This is a genomic window from Variovorax sp. J22G73 (assembly GCF_030317035.1).
GTDB lineage: Bacteria > Pseudomonadota > Gammaproteobacteria > Burkholderiales > Burkholderiaceae_C > Variovorax.
This window is the reverse complement of record NZ_JASZYK010000010.1, coordinates 48,135-72,489: the sequence shown is the minus strand read 5'-3', so window position 1 is coordinate 72,489 and position 24,355 is coordinate 48,135. Positions and strand designations below refer to the sequence as shown.

The window sequence follows — 24,355 nt, the reverse complement described above, 5'->3', positions numbered from 1 at the left end:
TCTCAGACCACCACCAGCTGATGGTTGGCCAGCAGCGTCGCCAGGTCGGTGCTCACGCCGTTGAGCGAAAGCAGCGGCGTCATCGACTGCGCGCCGCCCGCGCCGTCGCGGTCGATGCTCAGCACGGTGTTGCCGTTGCTCTGGGTCAGCTGCAGGTAGTTGCCGATGGGGTCGCCGCTGTGGGCGGCGTAGCCGGTCAGCAGCGCCGACACGTCGATGCGGTCGGCGTCGGCGCTGGTCTCGAAGGCGCCCAGCCTGAAGCCGTTCACCTCGTCGAAGCCGTTGCCGCCTGTCGCGCTGTTCGCGCCGGCGGTGGACAGCAGCTTGTACATCAGCGTCTCGTGGCCCTGCTGCCCGTTGGCCGCCAGGTCGAGCGTGTGGCCGGTGTCGGCCAGCGCGCTCTTCTCCGCCGCCACGGGCTCGGCCTGGTCCTGCGCGACCGAGAACGACGCGAGCGACTGGACGCCGGTGCTGCCGGCCCCCCCGATCAGCAACTGCCCGTTGCCCAGCAAGGTTTCCAGCGAGGTCGTCACGCCCGTCAGCGTGAGCAGCGGCGTGCTGAAGTTGCCGGTGCCGCCCAGGTCCACCGCGATCACCGTGTTGCCGCCCACGTTGGTCACGTGGATGTAGTTCAGCAGCCCGGCCGACGAGGGGTCGAGCACGTAGTTGCCGGTGCCGGCGTCGCGGTACACGTGCGCTGTGCCGGTGTAGCCCGCCAGCAGCCCGCCCAGGTCGATCAGGTCGGCGTCGGTGCTGGCGGCGTTGGCCATGCTGCCCAGCGTGAAGCCGTTGGCCACGTCGCTGCCGTTGCCGCCGGTGGCCTTGTCGGTGGCGTTCAGCAGGTTGTAGACCAGCCGGTCGTTGCCCGCGTTCAGCCCCAGGAAGTAGGTGTCGTTGCCGCCGCGCCCCTCGAACATGTTGTCGCCCAGGCTGCCCACGAAGGTGTCGGCCAGCGCGCTGCCGCGCACGCCCTCCACGTTGTTCACCGTGCCCAGGATGCCCCAGCCCGTGACCAGGTTGGTCGTCAGGTCCACGCCCACGCCGGCCACGGCGTTGCGGAAATCGACGATGTCCATGCCGCCGGTGGCCGACCAGGTCTTGGTCTCGCCCGGCAGCAGCGGCGCGTTCCAGCCGCCGCCGCCGTTGTAGACCGTGCTGCCGCCCAGCACGTTGCCCACCACGTAGGTGTCGTCGTAGCCGGTGCCGGTCATCACGTTGGGCAGCAGCACGGGCACGTCGGTGGTGGTGAGCAGGTGGGCGCTGGTGGCGTCGCCCGGCGTCACGTTCCAGGTGTAGGTGGCCGAGGCGCCGTTGTTGTTGGCCAGCAGCTTCACCGTGTAGGTCTGCGTGGGGTCCAGGCCGAACACGTTGACGATGCCCGAGCTGTCGTTGCCCCAGCTGCCCGACTGCGGGTTGATGATCTGCGTGGCCACCAGCGCGCCCTGCGCGTCGAACACCTGCACCGTGTTGCCGAAGTACACGTTGAAGCCCTGCGCGTTCAGGATGCGCAGGTGCAGCGCGGTGCCGTCCTTCACCTGGTTGGTGTTGGCCACCAGCTGCGTGGCGGTGCTGCCGTTCATGCCGATGAGCAGGTCGACGTCGCCGTCCCAGTCGTAGTCGGCCGCGGCAATGCTGTTCACGCTGTTGGGCGCCAGCCCGGCGAGCTGGCGCGAGGCCCAGGCGCCGGCCGCCACGTTGCCGCTGTTGGTGTACAGGTTGGCCACGCCGGTGGCGTAGTCGAGCTCCACCGCGTCCATGCGGCCGTCGCCGTTCCAGTCGACCGCCACCGAGGCGTCGCCGGCCAGCGTGTCGTTGGCCACCGACACGCCGGTGGTCGACAGCGTGCCCGCGTTGTTCAGGTACACCTTGCTGGCCGTGCCCGCCTTGCTGCTGTTGACGTACAGGTCGAGCCAGCCGTCGTTGTTGAAGTCGGCCCAGGTGAGCGACACCGCGTCGGTCGCGTTGCCGCTGACGGCGTTGGTCGCGAACACGTCGTTGATGGCCTGCGACTCGGTCCAGTTCGACCCGTTCAGGCTGGCCTTGCCGTTGTTGGTGAGCAGCGTGAGCGTGAAGTCGTTGTTGTTGCCCAGCGTGGTGGTGGTGGTGCTGTGCAGCGCGATGTCCACGCGGCCGTCGTTGTTCAGGTCCACGCCCGAGACCTCGCGCCCGGTCTGCAGGTTGGCGATGCCCGCGGCCGGCGGGAGCAGCGCGGTGCCGTTGCCGTAGGTGCTGAGCACGCCCAGCGTGTTCTTCACGAACGAGGCCGAGTCGCCCGCGCCGTCGCCGACGATGGCGTCCAGGTAGCCGTCGCCGTCCATGTCGATCACCGCCACGCCGCCGTTGGACACGCCGCTCAGGCCGGTGCCCACCGCGGTGGGCACGTAGCCCAGGCCCAGCGCCCCGGTCCACAGCGGCGTGCTGTTGGCCCCGCCCGCGTTGGCGTCGGTACCGATGACGTCCAGGATGCCGTCCAGGTTGTAGTCGAAGAACGAGTACGCGGTCGACGTGCCGCCCGACAGCAGCTGCTGCCCGAGGTCGGTGGTGATGTAGTTGGTGCGCGAGGTGCCGTTGTAGACCGCCTGGTCGCCCGCGAAGCTCCAGTTGCCCTGCAGGTTGATGGCCATCGCGCCGCCGAAGCCGGTGGTGTTGCTGGTGCCGTGCACGGCGGCCGCGGCCGGCAGGTGGTCGAGCACGGGCACCACGTCGACCTGCGTGGTGGTGCTCAGGCGGCTCTGGTTGCCCGCGGCATCCCACACCACGTAGCCCAGGTGGTAGGCGCCCACGCCGGTGCCCAGCGCCGCCGAGATCGACCACGCGCCGCCCGCGCCGACCAGCGCGGTGCCCAGCACCACGTCCACGCCTTCGGTGTAGATGCCGTCGTGGTTCACGTCGTTGATGAGCGCCACGGTGGTGCCCACCTCGGCCGTGCCGCTCACGGCGCTGCTGAACACGGCGGTGCCCGCGGCGATGGTGCGGTCGCCGTCGGCGTCGATGGCGGCCGCGTTGGCCAGCGCCGGCGCGGTGAGCGTCAGCGTGGGCGCGACCAGGTCGACCGTGTAGCTCACCGTGTTGACCGAGCCGTGCGTGCCGTCGGCCGTGTTCTCGATGCGCACCTGCGCGGCCACGGTGGCCGAGGCGGCGTAGGCCGCGGGCGCGTAGCTCCAGGTGGTGGCGCCGTCCACGTCCTGCACGGTGGTCCAGGTGAGGCCGCCGTCCAGGCTGATGCGCACCACCTCGTCGGCCTGCAGCGCCCGGGCGATGGTGCCGGTGAGCAGCGGCGTGCTGTCGCGCGTGACCAGGTCGGTGTTCAGCGCAGAGCTGTTCGAAAAACCGCCCGCCACGCTCACGCCGGTGTCGGTGGCCAGCGCGGTGAGCGTGGCCGTGGCGTCGACCGTGAACGTGAAGGGCACGCCGGGCGTGCTCTCGTTGCCCGCCGCGTCGACCAGCGTCGTGGTGTAGCTGTGCAGCCCGAAGCCCAGCACCGGCGGCGCGTACGTCCAGCTGGTCTGCCCGGCCGTGAGCACGATGGAGCGCACCAGCACGCCGTCCTGGTAGATGCGCAGGGTGTCGCCCGCGGCCACGCCGGCGGTGATGGTGCCGTTGAGCACGGGCTTGGTGTCGTCGGTGATGGCGCCGCTCAGCAGCGTGCCGGTCAGCGGGCCCAGGTTGTCGACGAAGCTCACGACAGCCGCCACCTGCGTGGGCGCGGTGACGTCCACCACCACGGCCTGCGTGTCGGTCGCGCCGAGGTTGCCCGCCGCGTCGACCACGCGCACGCGGTAGGTGTAGCTGCCGCCGGTGAGCACGCGCGCGTCCACGAACGACCACGCGCCGCCCACCACCGCGAGGTCGACCCAGGTGGTGCCGTCGATGCTGATCTGCGCGCGCTCGCCCGCGCCCAGCGTGCCCACGGTGCCGTTCACGGTGAGCGAGGTGTCACGCGTGAGGAAGTCGGTCGCGCTGTTGCCGGTGTCGTCGGCGATCGACACGATGTCGATCGCGGCCGTGGGCGCGGTGGTGTCCACCGTGAGCGTGAAGCCCGCCGAGGCCGCCGTCTGGTTGCCCGCCGCGTCGGCCACCACCGCGGTGTACACGTGCGTGCTGCCGTTCAGCAGCACCGGCGTGGCGAAGGTCCAGCTGGTGCCGGTGACGGTGGCGTTGCCGATGTAGGTGGCGCCGTCGTAGATGCGCACCGTGTCGGTCGCGCCGATGGCCGCGCTGAGCGTCCCGTTGAGCACCGGCGTGGTGTCGTCGGTGGGCACGCCGCTGCCGAAGTTGCCCAGGTTGAGGCCCACGTTGTCGGCGAAGCTGACGATGAGCGCGGTCTGCGCCGGCGGCGTGGTGTCCACCGTGAGCGTGAAGGCGGTCGACGCCGTGCCCTGGTTGCCCGCCGCGTCGGCCACCACCGCCGTGTACACGTGCGTGGAACCGTCGGCCAGCACCGGCGCGGCAAAGGTCCAGGCGGTGCCGCTGACGGTGGCCGTGCCGACCAGCGTGGCGCCGTCGTAGATGCGCACCACGTCGCCCGCGCCCAGCGCCGCGCTCAGCGTGCCGTTGAGCACCGGCGTGGTGTCGTCGGTGACGGTGCCGCTGGCGAGGTTGCCCTGGGTGATGCCGACGTTGTCGGCGAAGCTGGCGATGAGCGCCGTCTGCGCCGGCGGCGTGGTGTCGATGGCGAGGGTGAAGCCGGCCGAGGCCGTGCCCAGGTTGCCCGCCGCGTCGGTCACCACCGCGGTGTAGGTGTGGCTGCTGCCGTTCAGCAGCACCGGCGTCGCGAAGCTCCAGGTGGTGCCGGTGACGGTGGCGTTGCCGATGTAGGTGGCGCCTTCGTAGATGCGCACCGTGTCCGTCGCGCCGATGGCCGCGCTGAGCGTGCCGGTGAGCACGGGCGTGGTGTCGTCGGTGGTGCTGCCGCTGCCGTAGCTGCCCTGGTTGGTGCCGGCGTTGTCCAGGTAGGCCGTGACGGCGGCGGTCTGCGCCGGCGGCGTGGTGTCCACCGTGAGCGCCAGCGGTGCCGAGGCCGTGCCTTCGTTGCCCGCCGCGTCGGCCACCACCGCCGTGTAGGTGTGGCTGCTGCCGTTGGCCAGCACTGGCGTCGCGAAGCTCCAGGTGGTGCCGTTGACCGTGGCCGTGCCCACCAGCGTGCCGCCGTCGTAGATGCGCACCGTGTCGCCCGCGCCCAGTGCCGCGCTCAGCGTGCCGTTGAGCACCGGCGTGGTGTCGTCGGTGGCGGTGCCGCTGCCGAACGGCCCGGTGAGGATGCCCACGTCGTCGGCGTAGCTGCCGATGGCCGCCGTCTGCGCGGGCGGCGTGGTGTCCACCGTGAGCGTGAAGGCCGCGGACGGCGTGCCCAGGTTGCCCGCCGCGTCGGTCACCACCGCGGTATAGGTGTGGCCGCTGCCGTTCAGCAGCACCGGCGTGGCAAAGGTCCAGCTGGTGCCGGTGACGGTGGCGTTGCCGATGTAGGTGGCGCCGTCGTAGATGCGCACCGTGTCGCTCGCGCCGATGGCCGCGCTGAGCGTGCCGTTGAGCACGGGCGTGGTGTCGTCGGTGGTGAGGCCGCTGCCGAAGTTGCCCTGGTTGGTGCCCGCGTTGTCGGCGAAGCTGGCGATGGCCGTGGTCTGCGCGGGCGGCGTGGTGTCGATCGTGAGCGTGAAGGCCGGCGAGGCCGTGCCCAGGTTGCCGGCCGCGTCGGTCACCACCGCCGTGTAGCTGTGCGTGCTGCCGTTGACCAGCGTGGGCGTGGCGAAGGTCCACGTGGTGCCGCTGACCGTGGCGGTGCCCAGGAAGGTGGCGCCGTCGTACACGCGCACCGTGTCGCCCGCGGCCAGCGCGGCGCTCAGCGTGCCGTTGAGCACCGGCGTGGTGTCGTCGGTGGTGGTGCCGCCGCCGAAGTTGCCCAGCACGATGCCCGCGTCGTCGGTGAAGCTGGCCACCGCCGTGGTCTGCGCGGGCGGCGTGGTGTCCACCGTGAGCGTGAGCGCGGTGCCGGCCGGGCCCTGGTTGCCGGCCGCGTCGGCCACCACCGCGGTGAAGGTGTGCGTGCTGCCGTTGGCAAGCGCCGCGCTCGCGAAGCTCCAGGTGGTGCCCGTGACCGTGGCCGTGCCGACGAAGGTGGCGCCGTCGTAGATGCGCACCGTGTCGCCCGTGGCCAGCGCCGCGCTGAGCGTGCCGGTGAGCGTGGGCGTGGTGTCGTCGGTGCTGCCGCCGTTGCTGCCGCTGCCGTAGCTGCCCTGCAGCAGGCCCGCGTCGTCGGTGTAGGCGGTCACGCTGGCGGTCTGCGCCGGCGCGGTGGTGTCCACGGTGAGGGTGAAGGCGGCGGACGGCGCGGCCTCGTTGCCCGCGGCGTCCGACACCCGCGCCGTGTAGCTGTGGGTGCTGCCGTCGGCCAGCGCGGGCGGCGTGAAGCTCCAGGCGGTGCCGGTGACGGTCGCGGTGCCCACCAGCGTGGCCCCGTCGTAGATGCGCACCACGTCACCCGCGCCCAGTGCCGCGCTGAGCGTGCCGGTGAGCGTGGGCGTGGTGTCGTCGGTGGTGGTGCCGCTGCCGAAGAGGCTGCCCTGCACGATGCCGACGTTGTCGGTGTAGCCGGTGATGGCCGTCACCTGGACCGGCGCGATGGTGTCGACCGTGAGCGTGAAGGCCGCGGAGGCCGTGCTCTCGTTGCCCGCCGCGTCGGCCACCACTGCGGTGTAGCTGTGCGTGCTGCCGTCGGCCAGTGCCGGTGGCGTGAAGGCCCACGCGGTGCCCGTGACCGTCGCGGTGCCGACCAGCGTGGCGCCGTCGTAGATGCGCACCGTGTCGCCCGTGCCCAGCGCGGCGCTCAGCGTGCCGGTGAGCGTGGGCGTGGTGTCGTCGGTGCTGGTGCCGCTGCCGACGAGGCTGCCCTGCACCGTGCCGACGTCGTCGGTGTAGCCGGCGATGGCCGCGGTCTGCACCGGCGGCGTGGTGTCCACCGTGAGGGTGAAGGCCGCGGAGGCGGTGCTTTCGTTGCCCGCGGCGTCGGCCACCACCGCCGTGTAGCTGTGGGTGCTGCCGTTGGCCAGCGCGGGGGGCGTGAAGGTCCAGCTGGTGCCCGTGACCGTCGCGGTGCCCACCAGCGTGCCGCCGTCGTAGATGCGCACCACGTCCGTCGCGCCGATGGCCGCGCTGAGCGTGCCGTTCAGCGTGGGCGTGGTGTCGTCGGTGGTGGTGCCGCTGCCGAAGGCGGCCTGCAGCGTGCCGACGTTGTCGGTGTAGCTGGCGAGGCTGGCGGTCTGCGCGGGCGGCGTGGTGTCGACCGTGAGCGTGAAGGCCGCGGACGCGGTGCTCTCGTTGCCCGCCGCGTCGGCCACGACCGCGGTGTAGCTGTGGGTGCTGCCGTCCGTCAGCGCTGGCGGCGTGAAGGTCCAGCCGGTGCCCGTGACCGTCGCGGTACCGACCAGCGTGCCGCCGTCGTAGATGCGCACGGTGTCGCCCGTGCCCAGCGCCGCGCTCAGCGTGCCGGTGAGCGTCGGCGTGGTGTCGTCGGTGCTGGTGCCGCTGCCGTAGCTGCCCTGCAGCGTGCCGACGTTGTCGGTGTAGCCGCCGATGGCCGCGGTCTGCGCGGGCGGCGTGGTGTCCACCGTGAGCGTGAAGACCGGCGACGGCGTGCTCTCGTTGCCCGCCGCGTCGGCCACCACGGCCGTGTAGCCGTGGGTGCTGCCGTTGGCCAGTGTCGGGGGCGTGAAGCTCCAGGCGGTGCCGGAGACGGTCGCGGTGCCCACGAGCGTGGCGCCGTCGTAGATCCGCACCACGTCGCCCGTGGCCGGCGCGGCGCTGAGCGTGCCTGTCAGCGTGGGCGTGGTGTCGTCCGTGGCGGTACCGCTGCCGTAGGTGGCTTGCAGCGTGCCGACATCGTCGATGTAACCATCGATGGCCGCGGTCTGCATCGGCGGCGTGGTGTCCACCGTGAGCGTGAACGCGGGCGACGCGGTGCTTTCGTTGCCCGCGGCGTCGGCCACCACCGCCGTGTAGCTGTGGGTACTGCCGTTGGCCAGCGCGGCGGGCGTGAAGGTCCAGCTGGTGCCCGTGACCGTCGCGGTGCCCACCAGCGTGCCGCCGTCGTAGATGCGCACCGTGTCGCCCGTGGCCAGCGCCGCGCTGAGCGTGCCGGTGAGCGTGGGCGTGGTGTCGTCGGTGCTGGTGCCGCTGCCGAAGGTGGCTTGCAGCGTGCCGACGTCGTCGGTGTAGCCTGTGACGGTGGCGGTCTGCGCCGGTGCCGTCGTGTCGACCGTGAGCGTGAAGGCCGTGGAGGCCGTGCTCTCGTTGCCCGCCGCATCGGCCACCACCGCGGTGTAGCTGTGGGTGCTGCCGTCCGTCAGTGCCGGGGGCGTGAAGGTCCAGCCGATGCCCGTGACCGTCGCGGTGCCGACCAGCGTGCCACCGTCGTAGATGCGCACCACGTCGCCCGTGCCCAGCGCCGCGCTCAGCGTGCCCGTCAGCGTCGGCGTGGTGTCGTCGGTGCTGGTGCCGCTGCCGTAGCTGCCCTGCAGCGTGCCGACGTTGTCGGTGTAGCCGCCGATGGTGGCGGTCTGCACGGGGGCGGTCGTGTCCACCGTGAGCGTGAACGCAGCCGACGGCGTGCTCTCGTTGCCCGCCGCGTCGGCGACCACCGCCGTGTAGCTGTGGGTGCTGCCGTTGGCGAGTGCCGGCGGCGTGAAGCTCCAGCTCGTGCCCGTGACCGTCGCGGTGCCGACGAGCGTGGCGCCGTCGTAGATGCGCACCACGTCGCCCGTGCCCAGCGCGGCGCCCAGCGTGCCGGTGAGCGTGGGCGTGGTGTCGTCAGTGCTGGTGCCGCTGCCGTAGGTGGCCTGCAGCGTGCCGACGTCGTCGATGTAGCCGCCGATGGACGCGGTCTGCGTGGGGGCCGTGGTGTCGACGGTGAGCACCAGCCCGGTCGATGGCGTGCCGAGGTTGCCCGCGGCGTCGCTCACCACCGCCGTGTAGGTGTGCGTGGTGCCGTCCGCCAACGCGGGCGGCGTGAAGGTCCAGGCAGGGCCGTTGACGGTGGCGGTGCCCACGAAGGTGCCGCCGTCGTAGATGCGCACGGTATCGCCCGCGGCCAGCGCGGCGCTGAGCGTGCCGGTGAGCGTGGGCGTGGTGTCGTCGGTGGTGGTGCCGCTGCCGTAGGTGGCCTGCAGCGTGCCGACGTCGTCGGTGTAGCCGCCGATGGTGGCGGTCTGCGCCGGCGCGGTGGTGTCCACCGTGAGCGTGAGGCCCGGCGATGCCGCGCCCTCGTTGCCCGCCGCGTCCGCGACCACCGCCGTGTAGGTGTGCGTGCTGCCGCTGGCAAGAGCGGGCGTGGCGAAGCTCCAGCTGGTGCCGCTGACGGTGGCGGTGCCCACGAGCGTGGTGCCCTCGTAGATGCGCACCACGTCGCCCGCGCCCAGCGCCGCGCTCAGCGTGCCGTTGAGCACCGGCGTGGTGTCGTCGGTGGTGGTGCCGCTGGCGAAGCCGCCCTGCAGCGTGCCCGCGTCGTCGGTGTACCCGCCGATGGCCGCGGTCTGCGCGGGCGCGGTGGTGTCCACCGCGAGCACGAAGGCCGGCGACGGCGTGCTCTCGTTGCCCGCCGCGTCGGTCACCACGGCTGTGTAGCTGTGGGTGCTGCCGTCGGCCAGCACGGGCGTGGCGAAGGTCCAGGTGGTGCCCGTGACCGTCGCGGTGCCCACCAGCGTGGCGCCGTCGTAGATGCGCACGAACTCGCCCGCGCCCAGGCCCGCGCTGAGTGTGCCGTTGAGCACCGGCGCGGTGTCGTCGGTCGGCACGCCGCTGCCGAAGCTGCCCACGTTGGTGCCGGTGTCGTCGGTGTACGAGGCCACGGTGGCCAGCTGCGACGGCCCGGTGGTGACCACGCTCAGCGTGAAGGCCGGCGACACCGCGCCTTCGTTGCCCGCGGCGTCGGCCACCACGGCCGTGTAGCTGTGGGTGCTGCCGTCGAGCAGGCCGGGGGTGGCGAAGCTCCAGGCGGTGCCGTTGACCGTGGCGGTGCCCACGAAGGTGGCGCCGTCGTAGATGCGCAGCGTGTCGCCCGCGCCCAGCGCGGCCGTCAGCGTGCCGTTGAGCACCGGCGTGGTGTCGTCGGTTTCGGTGCCGCTGCCGAAGTCGCCGGCCTGCGTGCCGGCGTTGTCGGCGTAGTTGACGATGGCGGCGGACTGCGCCGGCGGCGTGGTGTCCAGCGTGAGCGCGAGCACCGGCGACGCCGTGCCCTCGTTGCCCGCCGCGTCGGCCACCACTGCGGTGTAGCTGTGGGCAACGCCTTCGGTCAGCGCGGGCGGCACGAAGCTCCAGCCGGTGCCCGTGACCGTGGCGGTGCCCACCAGCGTGGCGCCGTCGTAGATGCGCACCACGTCCGTCGCGCCGATGGCGGCGCTGAGCGTGCCGGTGAGCGTGGGCGTGGGGTCGTCGGTGGTGCCGCTGCCGAAGCTGCCTTGCAGCGTGCCCACGTCGTCGATGTAGCCGAGGAAGGTCGCGGCCTGCGTGGGCGCGGTAGTGTCGACGCCGAAGGCCAGGCTGCCCGAGGGCGTGCCCTCGTTGCCCGCGGCGTCGGCCACCACGGCCGTGTAGCTGTGGGTGGTGCCGTCGGCCAGCACGGGCGCGGCGAAGGTCCAGGTGGTGCCCGTGACCGTGGCGGTGCCCACCAGCGTGGTGCCGTCGTAGATGCGCACCACGTCCGTCGCGCCGATGGCGGCGCTGAGCGTGCCGGTGAGCACCGGCGTGGTGTCGTCGGTGGTGCCGCCGTTGCTGCCGCTGCCGTAGGTGCCCTGCAGCGTGCCCACGTTGTCGATGTAGCCGCCGATGCTCGCGGTCTGCGCGGGCGCCGAGGTGTCGACGGTGAGCACCAGGCCGGTCGAGGGCGTGCCGAGGTTGCCCGCGGCATCGGTGACCACCGCGGTGTAGGTGTGCATGGTGCCGTCGGTCAATGCGCTCGGCGTGAAGGTCCAGGCCGTGCCGTTGACCGTGGCGGTGCCGACGAAGGTCGCGCCGTCGTAGATGCGCACCGTGTCGCCCGTGCCCAGCGCCGCGCTGAGCGTGCCGGTGAGCGTGGGCATGGTGTCGTCGGTGGTGGTGCCGCTGCCGTAGGTGGCCTGCAGCGTGCCGACGTTGTCGATGTAGCCGCCGACGCTCGCCGTCTGCGCGGGTGGCGTGGTGTCCACCGTGAGCGTGAGGCCGGTCGAAGGCGTGCCCTGGTTGCCTGCGGCATCGGTGACCACGGCCGTGTAGGTGTGCGTGCTGCCGTCCGTCAGCGCCGTGGGCGTGAAGGTCCATGCGGTGCCGTTGACCGTGGCCGTGCCGACCAGCGTGGTGCCGTCGTAGATGCGCACCACGTCGCCCGCACCCAATGCCGCGCTCAGCGTGCCGTTCAGCGTGGGCGTGGTGTCGTCGGTGGTGGTGCCGCTGCCGAAAGTGGCCTGCAGCACGCCCGCGTTGTCGACGTAGCCATCGAGGCTCGCGGTCTGCGCGGGCGGCGTGGTGTCCACCACCAGCACGAAGCCGGTTGAAGGTGTGCCCTCGTTGCCCGCCGCATCGGCCACGACGGCCGTGTAGCTGTGCGTGCTGCCGTTCGCCAATGTGGGTGTGGCGAAGGTCCACGTCGTGCCGGTCACCGTCGCGGTGCCGACCAGCGTGGTGCCGTCGTAGATGCGCACCGTGTCGCCCGTGCCCAGCGCCGCGCTCAGCGTGCCGTTGAGCACCGGCGTGGTGTCGTCGGTCGGCACGCCGCTGGCGGCATCGCCGATGTTGGTGCCGACGTTGTCGGTGTACGTGGCGATGGCCGCCGTCTGCGTGGGCGCCGAGGTGTCGACGGTGAGCACCAGGCCGGTCGAGGGCGTGCCGAGGTTGCCCGCGGCATCGGTGACCACCGCGGTGTAGGTGTGCGTGGTGCCGTCCGTCAGCGCGGTGGGCGTGAAGGTCCACGCCGTGCCGTTGACGGTGGCGGTGCCGACGAAGGTCGCGCCGTCGTAGATGCGCACCGTGTCGCCCGTGCCCAGCGCCGCGCTCAGCGTGCCGGTGAGCGTGGGCGTGGTGTCGTCGGTGGTGGTGCCGCTGCCGTAGGTGGCCTGCAGCGTGCCGACGTTGTCGATGTAGCCCGCCACGCTCGCCGTCTGCGTGGGTGGCGTGGTGTCCACGGTGAGCGTGAGGCCGGTCGAAGGCGTGCCCTGGTTGCCTGCTGCATCGGTGACCACGGCCGTGTAGGTGTGCGTGCTGCCGTCGACCAGCGCCGTGGGCGTGAAGGTCCATGCGGTGCCGGTGACGGTCGCGGTGCCGACCAGCGTGGCGCCGTCGTAGATGCGCACCACATCGCCCGCGCCCAGCGCCGCGCTCAGCGTGCCGTTCAGCGTAGGCGTGGTGTCGTCGGTGGTGGTGCCGCTGCCGAAGGTGGCCTGAAGCACGCCCGCGTTGTCGACGTAGCCGTCGAGGCTCGCGGTCTGCGCGGGCGGCGTGGTGTCCACCACCAGCACGAAGCCGGTGGAAGGCGTGCCCTCGTTGCCCGCCGCGTCGGCCACGACGGCCGTGTAGTTGTGGGTGCTGCCGTTCGCCAGTGTGGGCGTGGCGAAGGTCCACGTCGTGCCCGTGACCGTCGCGGTGCCGACCAGCGTGGTGCCGTCGTAGATGCGCACCGTGTCGCCCGTGCCCAGCGCCGCGCTCAGCGTGCCGTTGAGCACCGGCGTGGTGTCGTCGGTCGGCACGCCGCTGGCGAAGCTGCCCAGGTTCGTGCCGGCGTTGTCGGTGTACGTGGCGATGGCCGCCGTCTGCGCCGGCGGGGTCGTGTCCACGGCCAGCACCAGGCCGGCCGATGCCGCGCCCAGGTTGCCGGCCGCGTCGGCCACCACCGCCGTGTAGGTGTGGGTGCTGCCGTCCACCAGCACCGGCGTGGCGAAGCTCCATGTGGTGCCGGTGACGGTGGCGGTGCCGATGAAGGTGCTGCCGTCGTAGATGCGCACCGTGTCGCCCGCGGCCAGCGCCGCGCTCAGCGTGCCGTTGAGCACGGGCGCGGTGTCGTCGGTCGGCACGCCGCTGCCGAAGCTGCCGCGCACGGTGCCCACGTCGTCGGTGTAGCCGGTGAAGCTGGCGGTCTGCGCGGGCGGCGTGGTGTCCACCGTGAGCGTGAGGCCGGCGGAGGCCGCGCCTTCGTTGCCCGCCGCGTCGGCCACCACGGCCGTGTAGGTGTGGGTGCTTCCGTTGATGAGCGTGGGCGTGGCGAAAGTCCAGGTCGTGCCGGTCACCGTCGCGGTGCCCACCAGCGTGGCACCTTCGTAGATGCGCACCACGTCGCCCGCGTTCAGCGCGGCGCTCAGCGTGCCGGTGAGCGTGGGCGTGGTGTCGTCGGTGCTGGTGCCGCTGCCGAAGGTGGCCTGCAGCGCGCCCACGTTGTCGATGTAGCCGCCAAGGCTGGCGGTCTGCGCGGGCGGCGTGGTGTCCACCGCGAGCGCGAAGGCGGCCGAGGGCGTGCCTTCGTTGCCCGCCGCGTCGGCCACGACGGCCGTGTAGCTGTGGCTGCTGCCGTCCAGCAGCACGGGGGTGGCGAAGCTCCAGCTCGTGCCCGTGACGGTCGCGGTGCCCACGAGCACGCCGCCGTCGTAGATGCGCACCGTGTCGCCCGTGGCCAGCGCCGCGCTCAGCGTGCCGTTGAGCACCGGCGTGGTGTCGTCGGTGCTGCCGCCGTTGCTGCCGCTGCCGTAGCTGCCCTGCAGCGTGCCGGCGTTGTCGGTGTAGTTGGCGATGGCCGTGGCCTGCGCGGGCGGCGTGGTGTCCACCGCCAGCACCAGCGGCGAAGAGGCCGCGCCCAGGTTGCCGGTCGCGTCGGCCACCACCGCCGTGTAGCTGTGGCTGCTGCCGTCCGCCAGCACCGGCGTGGCGAAGCTCCACATGGTGCCGTTCACCGTCGCCGTGCCGACGAAGGTGGCGCCGTCGTAGATGCGCACCGTGTCGCCCGCGGCCAGCGGCGCGCTGAGCATGCCCTCGAGCACGGGCGCGGTGTCGTCGGTGGGCACACCGCTGCCGAAGCTGCCTTGCACCGTGCCCACGTCGTCGGTGTAGCCGGAGAAGCTGGCGGTCTGCGCCGGCGGCGTGGTGTCCACCGTGAGGGTGAAGGCGGGCGATGCGGGGCTTTCGTTGCCCGCCGCGTCGGCCACCACCGCCGTGTAGGTGTGGGTGCTGCCGTTGATGAGCGTGGGCGTCGCGAAGGTCCAGCTCGTGCCGGTCACCGTGGCGGTGCCCACCAGCGTGCCGCCCTCGTAGATGCGCACGGTGTCTCCCGTGCCCAGCGCGGCGCTCAGCGTGCCGTTGAGCACCGGCGTGGTGTCGTCGGTGACGCTGCCGCTGCCCGGCGTTCCCTGCGCGATGCCGACGTTGTCGCTGTACGAGACGATGGCCGCGGCCTGCGCCGGCGGCGTGAGGTCCACGGTGAGCGTGAAGGCGGGCGAGGCCGTGCCCTGGTTGCCCGCCGCGTCGGTCACCACCGCGGTGTAGCTGTGGGTGCTGCCCGTACCGTTGCCTGCCAGCGCGGGCGTGGCGAAGCTCCAGCTCGCGCCGCTCACCGTCGCCGTGCCCACGAGCACGCCGCCGTCGTAGATGCGCACCGTGTCGCCCGCGCCGATGGGCCCGCCGAGCGTGCCGTTGAGCACCGGCGTGATGTCGTCGGTGGTGGTGCCGCTGCCGAAGCTGCCCTGGTTGGTGCCCACGTTGTCGGTGTAGCCGGTGACCACCGCGGTCTGCGCGGGCGGCGTGGCGTCCACCACCACGGTGAAGCCGCCCGAGACCGTGCCCTGGTTGCCGGCCGCGTCGGCCACCACCGCCGTGTAGGTGTGGATGCTGCCGTCGGCCAGCGCGGGCGTCGCGAAGGTCCAGGTGTTGCCGTTCACGCTGGCCGTGCCCAGCAGCGTGGCGCCTTCGTAGATGCGCACCGTGTCGCCCGCGCCCAGCGGCGCGCTCAGCGTGCCGTTGAGCACCGGCGTGGTGTCGTCGGTGGTGGTGCCGGTGCCGAAGTCGCCGGTCTGCGCGCCGACGTTGTCGGTGTACGTGATGAGCAGCGTCGTCTGCGTGGGCGGCGTGGTGTCCACCGTGAGCGCGAAGCCGGCCGAGGGCGTGCCCTCGTTGCCCGCCGCGTCGGCCACCACGGCCGTGTAGGTGTGGGTGCTGCCGTTGGCAAGCGCCGGCGTGGCGAAGCTCCACGTGGTGCCGTTGACCGTGGCCGTGCCCACGAGGGTGCTGCCCTCGTAGATGCGCACGGTGTCGCCCGCCGACAGCGCCGCGCTCAGCGTGCCGTTGAGCACCGGTGCGGTGTCGTCGGTCGGCACGCCGCTGCCGTAGCTGCCCTGGTTGCTGCCGGCGTTGTCGGTGTACGAGACGATGCCCGCGGTGAGCGCGGGCGCCGTGGTGTCGATGGCGAGCACCAGCGGCGCGGAGGCCGCGCCCTGGTTGCCGGCCGCGTCGGCCACCACCACCGTGTAGCTGTGCGTGCTGCCGTCCGTGAGCGCGGCAGGCGTGAAGCTCCACGTGGTGCCGCTCACCGTCGCGGTGCCCACCAGCGTGGCGCCGTCGTAGATGCGCACCGTGTCGCCCGCGCCCAGCGGCGCGCTCAGCGTGCCGTTCAGCGTGGGCGTGGTGTCGTCGGTGCTGCCTGCGTTGCTGCCACTGCCGAAGCTCCCCTGCACGGTGCCGACGTTGTCGATGTAGCCCGCCAGCGTGGCGGTCTGCGCGGGCGGCGTGGTGTCCACCGTGAGCGTGAACGCGGGCGAGGCCGTGCCCTGGTTGCCGGCCGCGTCGGCCACCACCGCCGTGTAGCTGTGCGTGCTGCCGTTGGCCAGCGCGGCGGGCGTGAAGCTCCAGCTCGCGCCGTTGACCGTGGCCGTGCCCACCAGCGTGGCGCCGTCGTAGATGCGCACCGTGTCGCCGGCGCCCAGCGGCGCGCTCAGCGTGCCGTTCAGCGTGGGCGTGGTGTCGTCGGTGGTGCCGCCGTTGCTGGCGCTGCCGAAGCTGCCCTGCACGCTGCCGACGTCGTCGGTGTAGCCGCCGATGCTCGCGGTCTGCGCCGGCACGCTGGTGTCCACCGTGAGCGTGAACGGCGTGCTCGCCGTGCCCAGGTTGCCCGCGGCATCGGCCACCACCGCGGTGAAGCTGTGGCTGCCGCCCGCACCGCTGTCCGCCAGCGCCGGGGTCGTGAAGCTCCAGCTGCTGCCCGTGACGGTGGCGGTGCCGATGAAGGTCGCGCCGTCGTAGATGCGCACCGTGTCGCCCGCCGCCAGCGGCGCGCTCAGCGTGCCGTTCAGCGTGGGCGTGGTGTCGTCGGTGACGGCGCCGTTGGCCAGCGGGCCCTGCTGCGTGCCGACGTCGTCGGTGGCGCCGCCGATGGCCGCGGTCTGCGCGGGGGGCGTGGTGTCGACGGCGAGCGTGAAGCCCGCGGAGGGCGCGCCCTCGTTGCCCGCGGCGTCGGCCACCACGGCGGTGTAGGTGTGGGTGCTGCCGTTGGTCAACGCGGGCGTGGCGAAGCTCCACGTCGTGCCGCTGACGACGGCGGTGCCGACCAGCGTGCCGCCTTCGTAGATGCGCACCACGTCGCCCGCGCCCAGGGCGCCGCTCAGCGTGCCGGTGAGCACCGGCGTGGTGTCGTCCGTGGGCACGCCGCTGCCGAAGCTGCCCTGGTTGGCGCCCGCGTCGTCGGTGTAGCCCGCGATACCCGCGGTGAGCGCGGGCGGCGTGGTGTCCACGGTGAGCACGAAGCCGGCCGAGGGCGTGCTCTCGAGGCCGGCCGCGTCGGCCACCACCGCGGTGTAGGTGTGCGTGCTGCCGGTGGCGAGCGCGCCGGGCGCGAAGGTCCACGTGCTGCCCGTGGCGGTGGCGGTGCCCACCAGCGTGGCGCCGTCGTAGATGCGCACGACCTGGCCCGTGCCCAGCGCGGCGCTGAGCGTGCCGTTGAGCACCGGCGTGGCGTCGTCGGTCGGCACGCCGCTGCCGAAGCTGCCCTGGTTGGTGCCGGCGTCGTCGGTGTACGAAACCACCGTGGCCAGCTGCGACGGCCCGTTGGTCTCCACGCTCAGCGTGAAGCCGGCCGACGGCGTGCCCTCGTTGCCCGCGGCGTCAGTCACCACCGCCGTGTAGGTGTGGGTGCTGCCGTCGAGCAGGCCCGGCGTGGCGAAGGTCCAGGTGTTGCCGTTCACGGTGGCCGTGCCCAGCAGCGTGGTGCCTTCGTAGATGCGCACCGTGTCGCCCGCGCCCAGCGCGGCGCTCAGCGTGCCGTTGAGCACCGGCGTGGTGTCGTCGGTGGTGGTGCCGCTGCCGAAGTCGCCGGTCTGCGCGCCGGCGTTGTCGGTGTACGTGATGACCAGCGTCGTCTGCGCGGGCGGCGTGGTGTCCAGCGTGAGCGCCAGCGGCGGCGAGGCCGCGCCCTCGTTGCCCGCGGCGTCGGCCACCACGGCGGTGTAACTGTGGGGCACGCCTTCGGTGAGCGGCGGCGGCGTGAAGCTCCAGGTGGTGCCGGTGACCGTGGTGGTGCCGGTGACCGTGGCGGTGCCGACGAGCGTGCCGCCGTCGTAGATGCGCAGCACGTCGCCCGTGGCCAGCGCGGCGCTCAGCGTGCCGTTCAGCACCGGCGTGGTGTCGTCGGTGGTGCCGCTGCCGAAGTTGCCCTGCAGCGTGCCCGCGTCGTCGGTGTAGCCGCCGATGCTCGCGGTCTGCGTGGGCGCGGTGGTGTCGACCGTGAGCACCAGGCCGGCCGAAGCCGTGCCCAGGTTGCCCGCCGCGTCGCTCACCACGGCCGTGTAGGTGTGCGTGGAGCCATTGGCCAGGGCGGTCGGCGTGAAGGTCCACGCGGTGCCGTTGACCGTGGCGGTGCCCACGAAGGTGCCGCCGTCGTAGATGCGCACGGTGTCGCCCGCGCCGAGCACGTCGTTCAGCGTGCCGGTGAGCGTGGGCGTGGTGTCGTCGGTGGCAGTGCCGCTGCCGTAGGTGGCCTGCAGCGTGCCGACGTTGTCGATGTAGCCGCCGATGGCCGCGGTCTGCGTGGGCGCGGTGGTGTCGACGGTGAGCGTGAGCGCGGTCGAGGGCGCGCTCTGGTTGCCCGCCGCGTCGGCCACCACGGCGGTGTAGGTGTGCGTGCTGCCGTCGGCCAGTGCCGCGGGCGTGAAGCTCCACGCGGTGCCGTTGACCGTGGCCGTGCCGACCAGCGTGGCGCCGTCGTAGATGCGCACCACGTCGCCCGCGCCCAGCGCCGCGCTGAGCGTGCCGGTGAGCGTGGGCGTGGTGTCGTCGGTGGTGGTGCCGCTGCCGAAGCTGCCGGTGGCGATGCCCACGTTGTCGGTGTAGCCGCCGATGCCCGCGGTCTGCGCGGGTGGCGTGGCGTCCACCGTGAAGGTGAGCGGGGCCGAGGCCGTGCCCAGGTTGCCGGCGGTGTCCGCGACCACTGCGGTGTAACTGTGCGTGCTGCCGTCGGCCAGCGCGGGCGGCGTGAAGCTCCAGTTGTTGCCCGTGACGGTGGCGGTGCCCACCAGCGTGGCGCCGTCGTAGATGCGCACCGTGTCGCCCACGCCCAGCGGCGCGCTCAGCGTGCCGTTCAGCGTGGGCGTGGTGTCGTCGGTGACGGTGCCGCTGCCGAAGGTGTCCTGGTCGGTGCCCACGTCGTCGGTGTAGCCGCTGATGGCCGCCGTCTGCGTGGGCGGCGTGGTGTCGATGGCGAGGGTGAAGCCGGCCGAGGCCGTGCCCTGGTTGCCCGCGGCGTCGGTCACCACCGCGGTGTAGCTGTGGGTGCTGCCGTTGGCCAGCGCGGGCGTCGCGAAGGTCCAGGTGGTGCCGGTGACCGTCGCGGTGCCCACGAGCGTGGTGCCGTCGTAGATGCGCACCGTGTCGCCCGCGCCCAGCGCCGCGCTCAGCGTGCCGTTGAGCACCGGCGTGGTGTCGTCGGTGACGCCGCCGCCGGCCACGGTGCCCTGGTCGGCGCCCACGTTGTCGGTGTACGTGGCAATGGCCGCGGCCTGCACCGGCGCCACGTTGTCCAGCGTCACGGTGTGGGTGTCGGTGGCGGGGTTGAGCGCCAGGTCCTGCACGTCGACGCGGATGGTCACCGGGCCGTTGGTGAGCTCGCTGATGTCGGCGGCGTTGGCGGTCCAGGCGTTGCCCGCGACGACGGCCGTGGCCGTCACGGTGTGGGTGCCGTCGCTGAAGGTGACGGTGACGGTCTGGCCGTTTTCCACGTTCGACGTGGTGCCGCGGACCACCAGCGCATGGTCTTCCGCCGCGTTGACGAGGTCGTCGCCGGCCACCGGCTCGCCGATGGCGATGGCCGGCGACGCCGTGCTCACGCCGTAGGCCTGGGTGGCGGTGCCGGTGGCGGTGTTGCCGGCCGCGTCGGTGGTGACCACGCTGGCGTCCACCGTGCGGTCGGCGTCGGCCACCAGGTCGCTGCCGGCCACCGCGATGCTCCAGTGGCCGCCCGCGTCCACGGTGCCGCTGTAGCTCACGCCGTTGACCACCAGCGTGACCACGTTGCCGGCCTGCGTGCCGGTGGCGGTGCCGCTCACGGCCACGGTGGTGCCGGCCTCGGCCGCGTTGACCACGTTGTCGGACGTGACGGGGTCCAGCGCCAGGCCGGACACGGCCAGCGTGGTGTCCAGCGTGGCGCTGTCGGTGGCCGGTGCCGAGACATTGCCGGCCAGGTCGCGGCTGGTGGCGCTCACGGCGAGCGTCGCGCCCTCCGCCGGGTTGGCGAAGGCGACGTTGACGAAGCCGTTGGCCACGTCCGCCGCGCCCAGCGTGACGCTCACCACATGGCTGCCGTCGGTGACGTCGATCACGTCGCCCACCGCCGCGCCCGACACCAGCGACACCTTGACGGTGACGTTGGCGCCCTTCTCCCCGGCGTTGATGAAGCCGTCGTCGTTGGCGTCGTTCACGATCGCCACTGCGATGACCGGGGCCACGCTGTCGACCGTGCCGGTGCCCGCCGTGCTGGTGTTGCCGGCCGCGTCGGTGGCGGTGACGTTCAGGACCGTGCCGTTGGCTGGCGGCGTGGCCGGCGTGAAGCTCCAGGTGCCGTTGGGCGCCGCGGTGACGCTGCCGATGACCGTGCCGCCGCCATCGGTGATGGTGACCAGCGTGCCGGCCTCGGCCGTGCCGCTGATGGGGCTGCCGTCGGTCGGGTCCACCGTGGGCGCGGGCGGCGCCACGCTGTCGACGGTGGCGGTGGCCTCGGAGCTGGCGTTGCCGGCGGCGTCGGTCGCGGTCACGTGCAGCACCGTGCCGTTCGGCGGGGTGGTCGCCGGCACGATGCTGTACGTGCCGTTGGGTGCCGCGGTGGCGCTGCCGATGACGTTGCCGCCGCCGTCCTTCACCGTCACCAGCGAGCCCGGCTCGGCGGTGCCGGTGATGGGGCTGCCGTCGGTCGCGTTCACGGTGGGCGCGCCGGGGGCCACGCTGTCGACCGTGGCCGTGCCCTCGGCGCCGGTGTTGCCGGCCGCGTCGGTGGCCGTGGCGTGCAGCACGGTGCCGTTCGCGGGCGGGGTCGCGGGCACGATGCTGTAGCTGCCGTCGGGTGCCGCGGTGGCGCTGCCGACGACGTTGCCGTTGCCGTCCTTCACCGTCACCAGCGAGCCCGGCTCGGCGGTGCCGGTGATGGGGCTGCCGTCGGTCGCGTTCACGGTGGGCGCGCCGGGGGCCACGCTGTCGACCGTGGTGGTGGCCTCGGGGCTGGCGTTGCCGGTGGCGTCGGTGGCCACCACGTGCAGCACCGTGCCGTTCGGCGGCGCGGTGGCGGGCACGATGGTGTACACGCCGTTGGGCGCCGCGGTGGCGCTGCCGAGCACGGTGCCGTTGCCGTCGGTGACCGTCACCAGCGCGCCGGCCTCGGCCGTGCCGGTGATGGGGCTGCCGTCGGTCGCGTTCACCGTGGGCGCGGGCGGCGCCACGCTGTCGACCGTGACGGTGGCCTCGGGGCTGGTGTTGCCGGCCGCGTCGGTGGCGGTCACGTGCAGCACGGTGCCGTTCGCCGGCGTGGTGGCCGGCACGATGCTGTACGTGCCGTTGGGCGCCGCGGTGGCGCTGCCGATGACGTTGCCGGCGCCGTCCTTCACCGTCACCAGCGAACCGGGCTCGGCGGTGCCGGTGATGGGGCTGCCGTCGGTCAGGGCCACGGTGGGGGTGGCGGGCGCCACGCTGTCGACCGTGGTGGTGGCTTCGGCGCTGGTGTTGCCTGCGGCGTCGGTGGCGCTCACGTGCAGCACCGTGCCGTTCGCCGGCGTGGTGGCGGGCACGATGCTGTAGCTGCCGTTGGGCGCCACGGTGGCGCTGCCGATGACGTTGCCGTTGTCGTCTTTCACCGTCACCACCGAGCCCGGCTCGGCCGTGCCGGTGATGGGGCTGCCGTCGGTCGGGTTCACGGTGGGCGTGGGCGAGGTGGCGTCCACCGTGGCCGTGGCCTGCGCGCTGGTGTTGCCGGCGGCGTCGGTGGCCACGGCGACGATCACCGTGCCCTGCGCGGGCGGCGTGGCGGGCGTGAAGCTGAAGCTGCCGTCGGGCGCGGCGGTGACGCTGCCGATGACGGTGCCGCCGACGCTCAGCGTGACCACCGCGCCGGGCTCGGCCGTGCCGGTGATGGGCTGGCCGTCGGTCGGGTTGAGCACGGGCGCCGCGGGTGGGGTGCTGTCGACCGTGGCGGTCGCGGCGGGGCTGGTGTTGCCCGCGGCGTCGGTGGCGCTGACCTGCAGCACCGTGCCGTCCGGCGGGGTGGTGGCGGGCGTGAGCGTGTAGCGGCCATCGGCGCCGGCGGTGGCGCTGCCGATCACGTTGCCGTTGCCGTCCTTCACCGTCACCAGCGATCCCGGCTCGGCGGTGCCGGTGATGGGGCTGCCGTCGGTGGGGTTCACCGTGGGCGGGGCCGGCGGCACGGCATCGACGGTAACGGTGGCGGGCGGGCTCGCGTTGCCGGCCGGGTCGGTGGCCACCACGTGCAGCACGGTGCCGTCGGGCGGTGGCGTGCTCGGGGTGACGGTGTAGCTGCCGTCCGGGCCGGCGGTGGCGCTGCCGATGACGCGGCCGTTGCCGTCGGTGACGGTGACCAGCGCGCCCGGCTCCGCGGTGCCGGTGATGGTGCCGCCGGCGGTCGGGCGCACGGTGGGCTGGTTCGGCGGGGTGGTGTCGACCGGCCCCGTGGGCGGCGGCGCCGGAGGGGGTGGTGGCGGAAGAACAGGCGGGAAGGGCGCGATGCCCGGCCCGTCGTCGCCGCCACCGCCGCTGGCGATCGCGCCGGCCACCACGCCGCCGCCGATCACCCAGGGCAGCGCGCCCAGGTCGATGCCCTGGTGCAGCAGCAAGGGTTCTACGGAATCGATGCCGGTGTAGCCGACCGCCAGTTCACCCTGCGCGCCCTGCACGTCCCCCAGGTTGACCAGCCACTCGCCCCCCTCGCCGTTGAGCACCAGGTCGCTGCGTGCCCCGCCGTAGGTCGTGAAGAAGCCGTGCACCGTGAGCGTTTCCCCCGCGGTGGTGGTCACCACGAGGTCGTCGCCCACCCGGCGCATGCCGGCGACCTGCGCGCGCGACAGGTCGAGCCGGACAACCGACGCCTCTGAAAGGGAAATCTCGCTGGATGACGCAATCTTGTTGACCGCACCGCCACGCTTTTCGATTATTTCCAACGAGACCATTCCGCCCCCCAATGTCAGATCAATCTATTTCCAAAGAGGCACCCGGAAGCGCCATTGAAAACACAATTTAACAATGATGACGAAATTAGCAATGCGGCTCTAAGTCTTAGATTTCCTTGGGTTTTTATTGAAATTCACTGAAAAGTAATACTTTATTACCGTAGATGTCAGCATTTGTCCGACACGAATTCCCATCCTCGAATTTGTAATAAGTGCAATCCCTGAAACGAAATTGCATACACGCGACCGAATAGCGGCGCCGAATTGAATTCGGCCCGCTCAATGGCGCTTCGAAAGCTGGGGTTTTTGGGCGCGCCGGGGGGCGGGCTACTTGAACTCGTCCACCGCCACGCCCAGCTTGCGCACCTTGTCGTGCAGCGTCTGGCGGGCAATGCCCAGCGCGGCGGCCGTGGCCGGCTGGTCGCCGCGCTGGCGGCGCAGCTCTTCGACGATGACCGCGCGCTCGAACGATTCCACCTGCTGCGGCAAGGCGCGCGGCAGCGCGGGCGTGCCTTCCATGCCACCGCCCGCGCCGCGCGTCTGCGTGAGGCGCTCGCCCAGCAGCCCCAGCACGAAGCGGTCGGCCACGTTGCGCAGCTCGCGCACGTTGCCGGGCCAGGCGTAGGCCATCAGGTCGGCCAGCTGGGCGTTGCTCAGCAGCGGCGCGGGGCGCTCGTAGCGGCTGGCGGCCTGCAGGGTGAAGTGCTCGAACAGCAGCGGAATGTCCTCGCGCCGCTCGCGCAGCGGCGGCAGCTCGATGAAGGCGACGCCCAGGCGGTAGTACAGGTCGGCCCTGAACTGCTTGCGGTCGCTCATGTCCTTCAGGTCGTCCTTGCTCGCGGCCACCACGCGGCAGTCGAAGGGAATGGTCTTGTTGGAGCCGATGCGCTCGATGCTGCGCTCCTGCAGCGCGCGCAGCAGCTTGATCTGCACCGCCATGGGCATGCTCTCGATCTCGTCGAGAAACAGCGTGCCGCCGCTGGCGTACTCGAACTTGCCCACGCGCACGCGGTTGGCGCCGGTGAAGGCGCCGGCCTCGTGGCCGAACAGCTCGCTCTCGGCCAGCGCCTCGGGCAGGCCGCCGCAGTTCAACGGCACGAAGTGCTGGCGCCGGCGCGCGCTGTGGTCGTGCAGGCAGCGCGCCACCAGCTCCTTGCCGGTGCCGGTCTCGCCGTAGACCAGCACGTCGGCCGAGGTCTCGGCCAGCGTCTTCACGGTCTGGCGCACCTGCTGCATCTGCGCCGAGCGCCCGATGAGCACCGACTGGATGCCCTGCCAGTTCTCCAGCGCGTCGCGCAGCGCGCGCACCTGCAGCGTGAGCGCGCGCCGCTCGATGGCGTGGCGCACGATGGCCACCAGCCGCTCGGAGCCGAAGGGTTTCTCGATGAAGTCGTAGGCGCCCTCGCGCATGGCCTGCACCGCCATGGCGATGTGGCCGTGGCCGGTGACCAGGATCACGGGCAGCTCGGGGTCGGCCTGGTGCAGCTCGGGCAGCCACTCGGTGCCGCTCATGCCGGGCAGGCGCACGTCGCTCACCACGATGGCGGGCACGCCGAAGCCGATGTGCGCGCGCGCGCGCTCGGCGCTGGGAAAGGACTCGACTTCGAACCCGGCCAGGGTCAGCACCTGGGTGGTGCTGACGCGGACGTCTTCGTCGTCCTCGACCAGCATCACCCGGATGGCGGGGGCTTCGCTCACTTGGG

2 protein-coding genes are annotated in these 24,355 nt (G+C 72.6%); both read right to left on the bottom strand.

The features are described from left to right. Positions 1 to 2: 2 nt before the first annotated feature. Entirely contained in the window at positions 3 to 22,643 is a 22,641-nt protein-coding gene (locus tag QTI51_RS28535) for an Ig-like domain-containing protein (protein WP_286517045.1), read from the bottom strand. Positions 22,644 to 22,979: 336 nt separating this feature from the next. After that, a complete protein-coding gene (locus QTI51_RS28530) occupies positions 22,980 to 24,350 on the bottom strand; it encodes a sigma-54-dependent transcriptional regulator (protein WP_116910773.1) in 1,371 nt (456 codons plus the stop codon). Between the last annotated feature and the right edge of the window lie 5 nt (positions 24,351 to 24,355).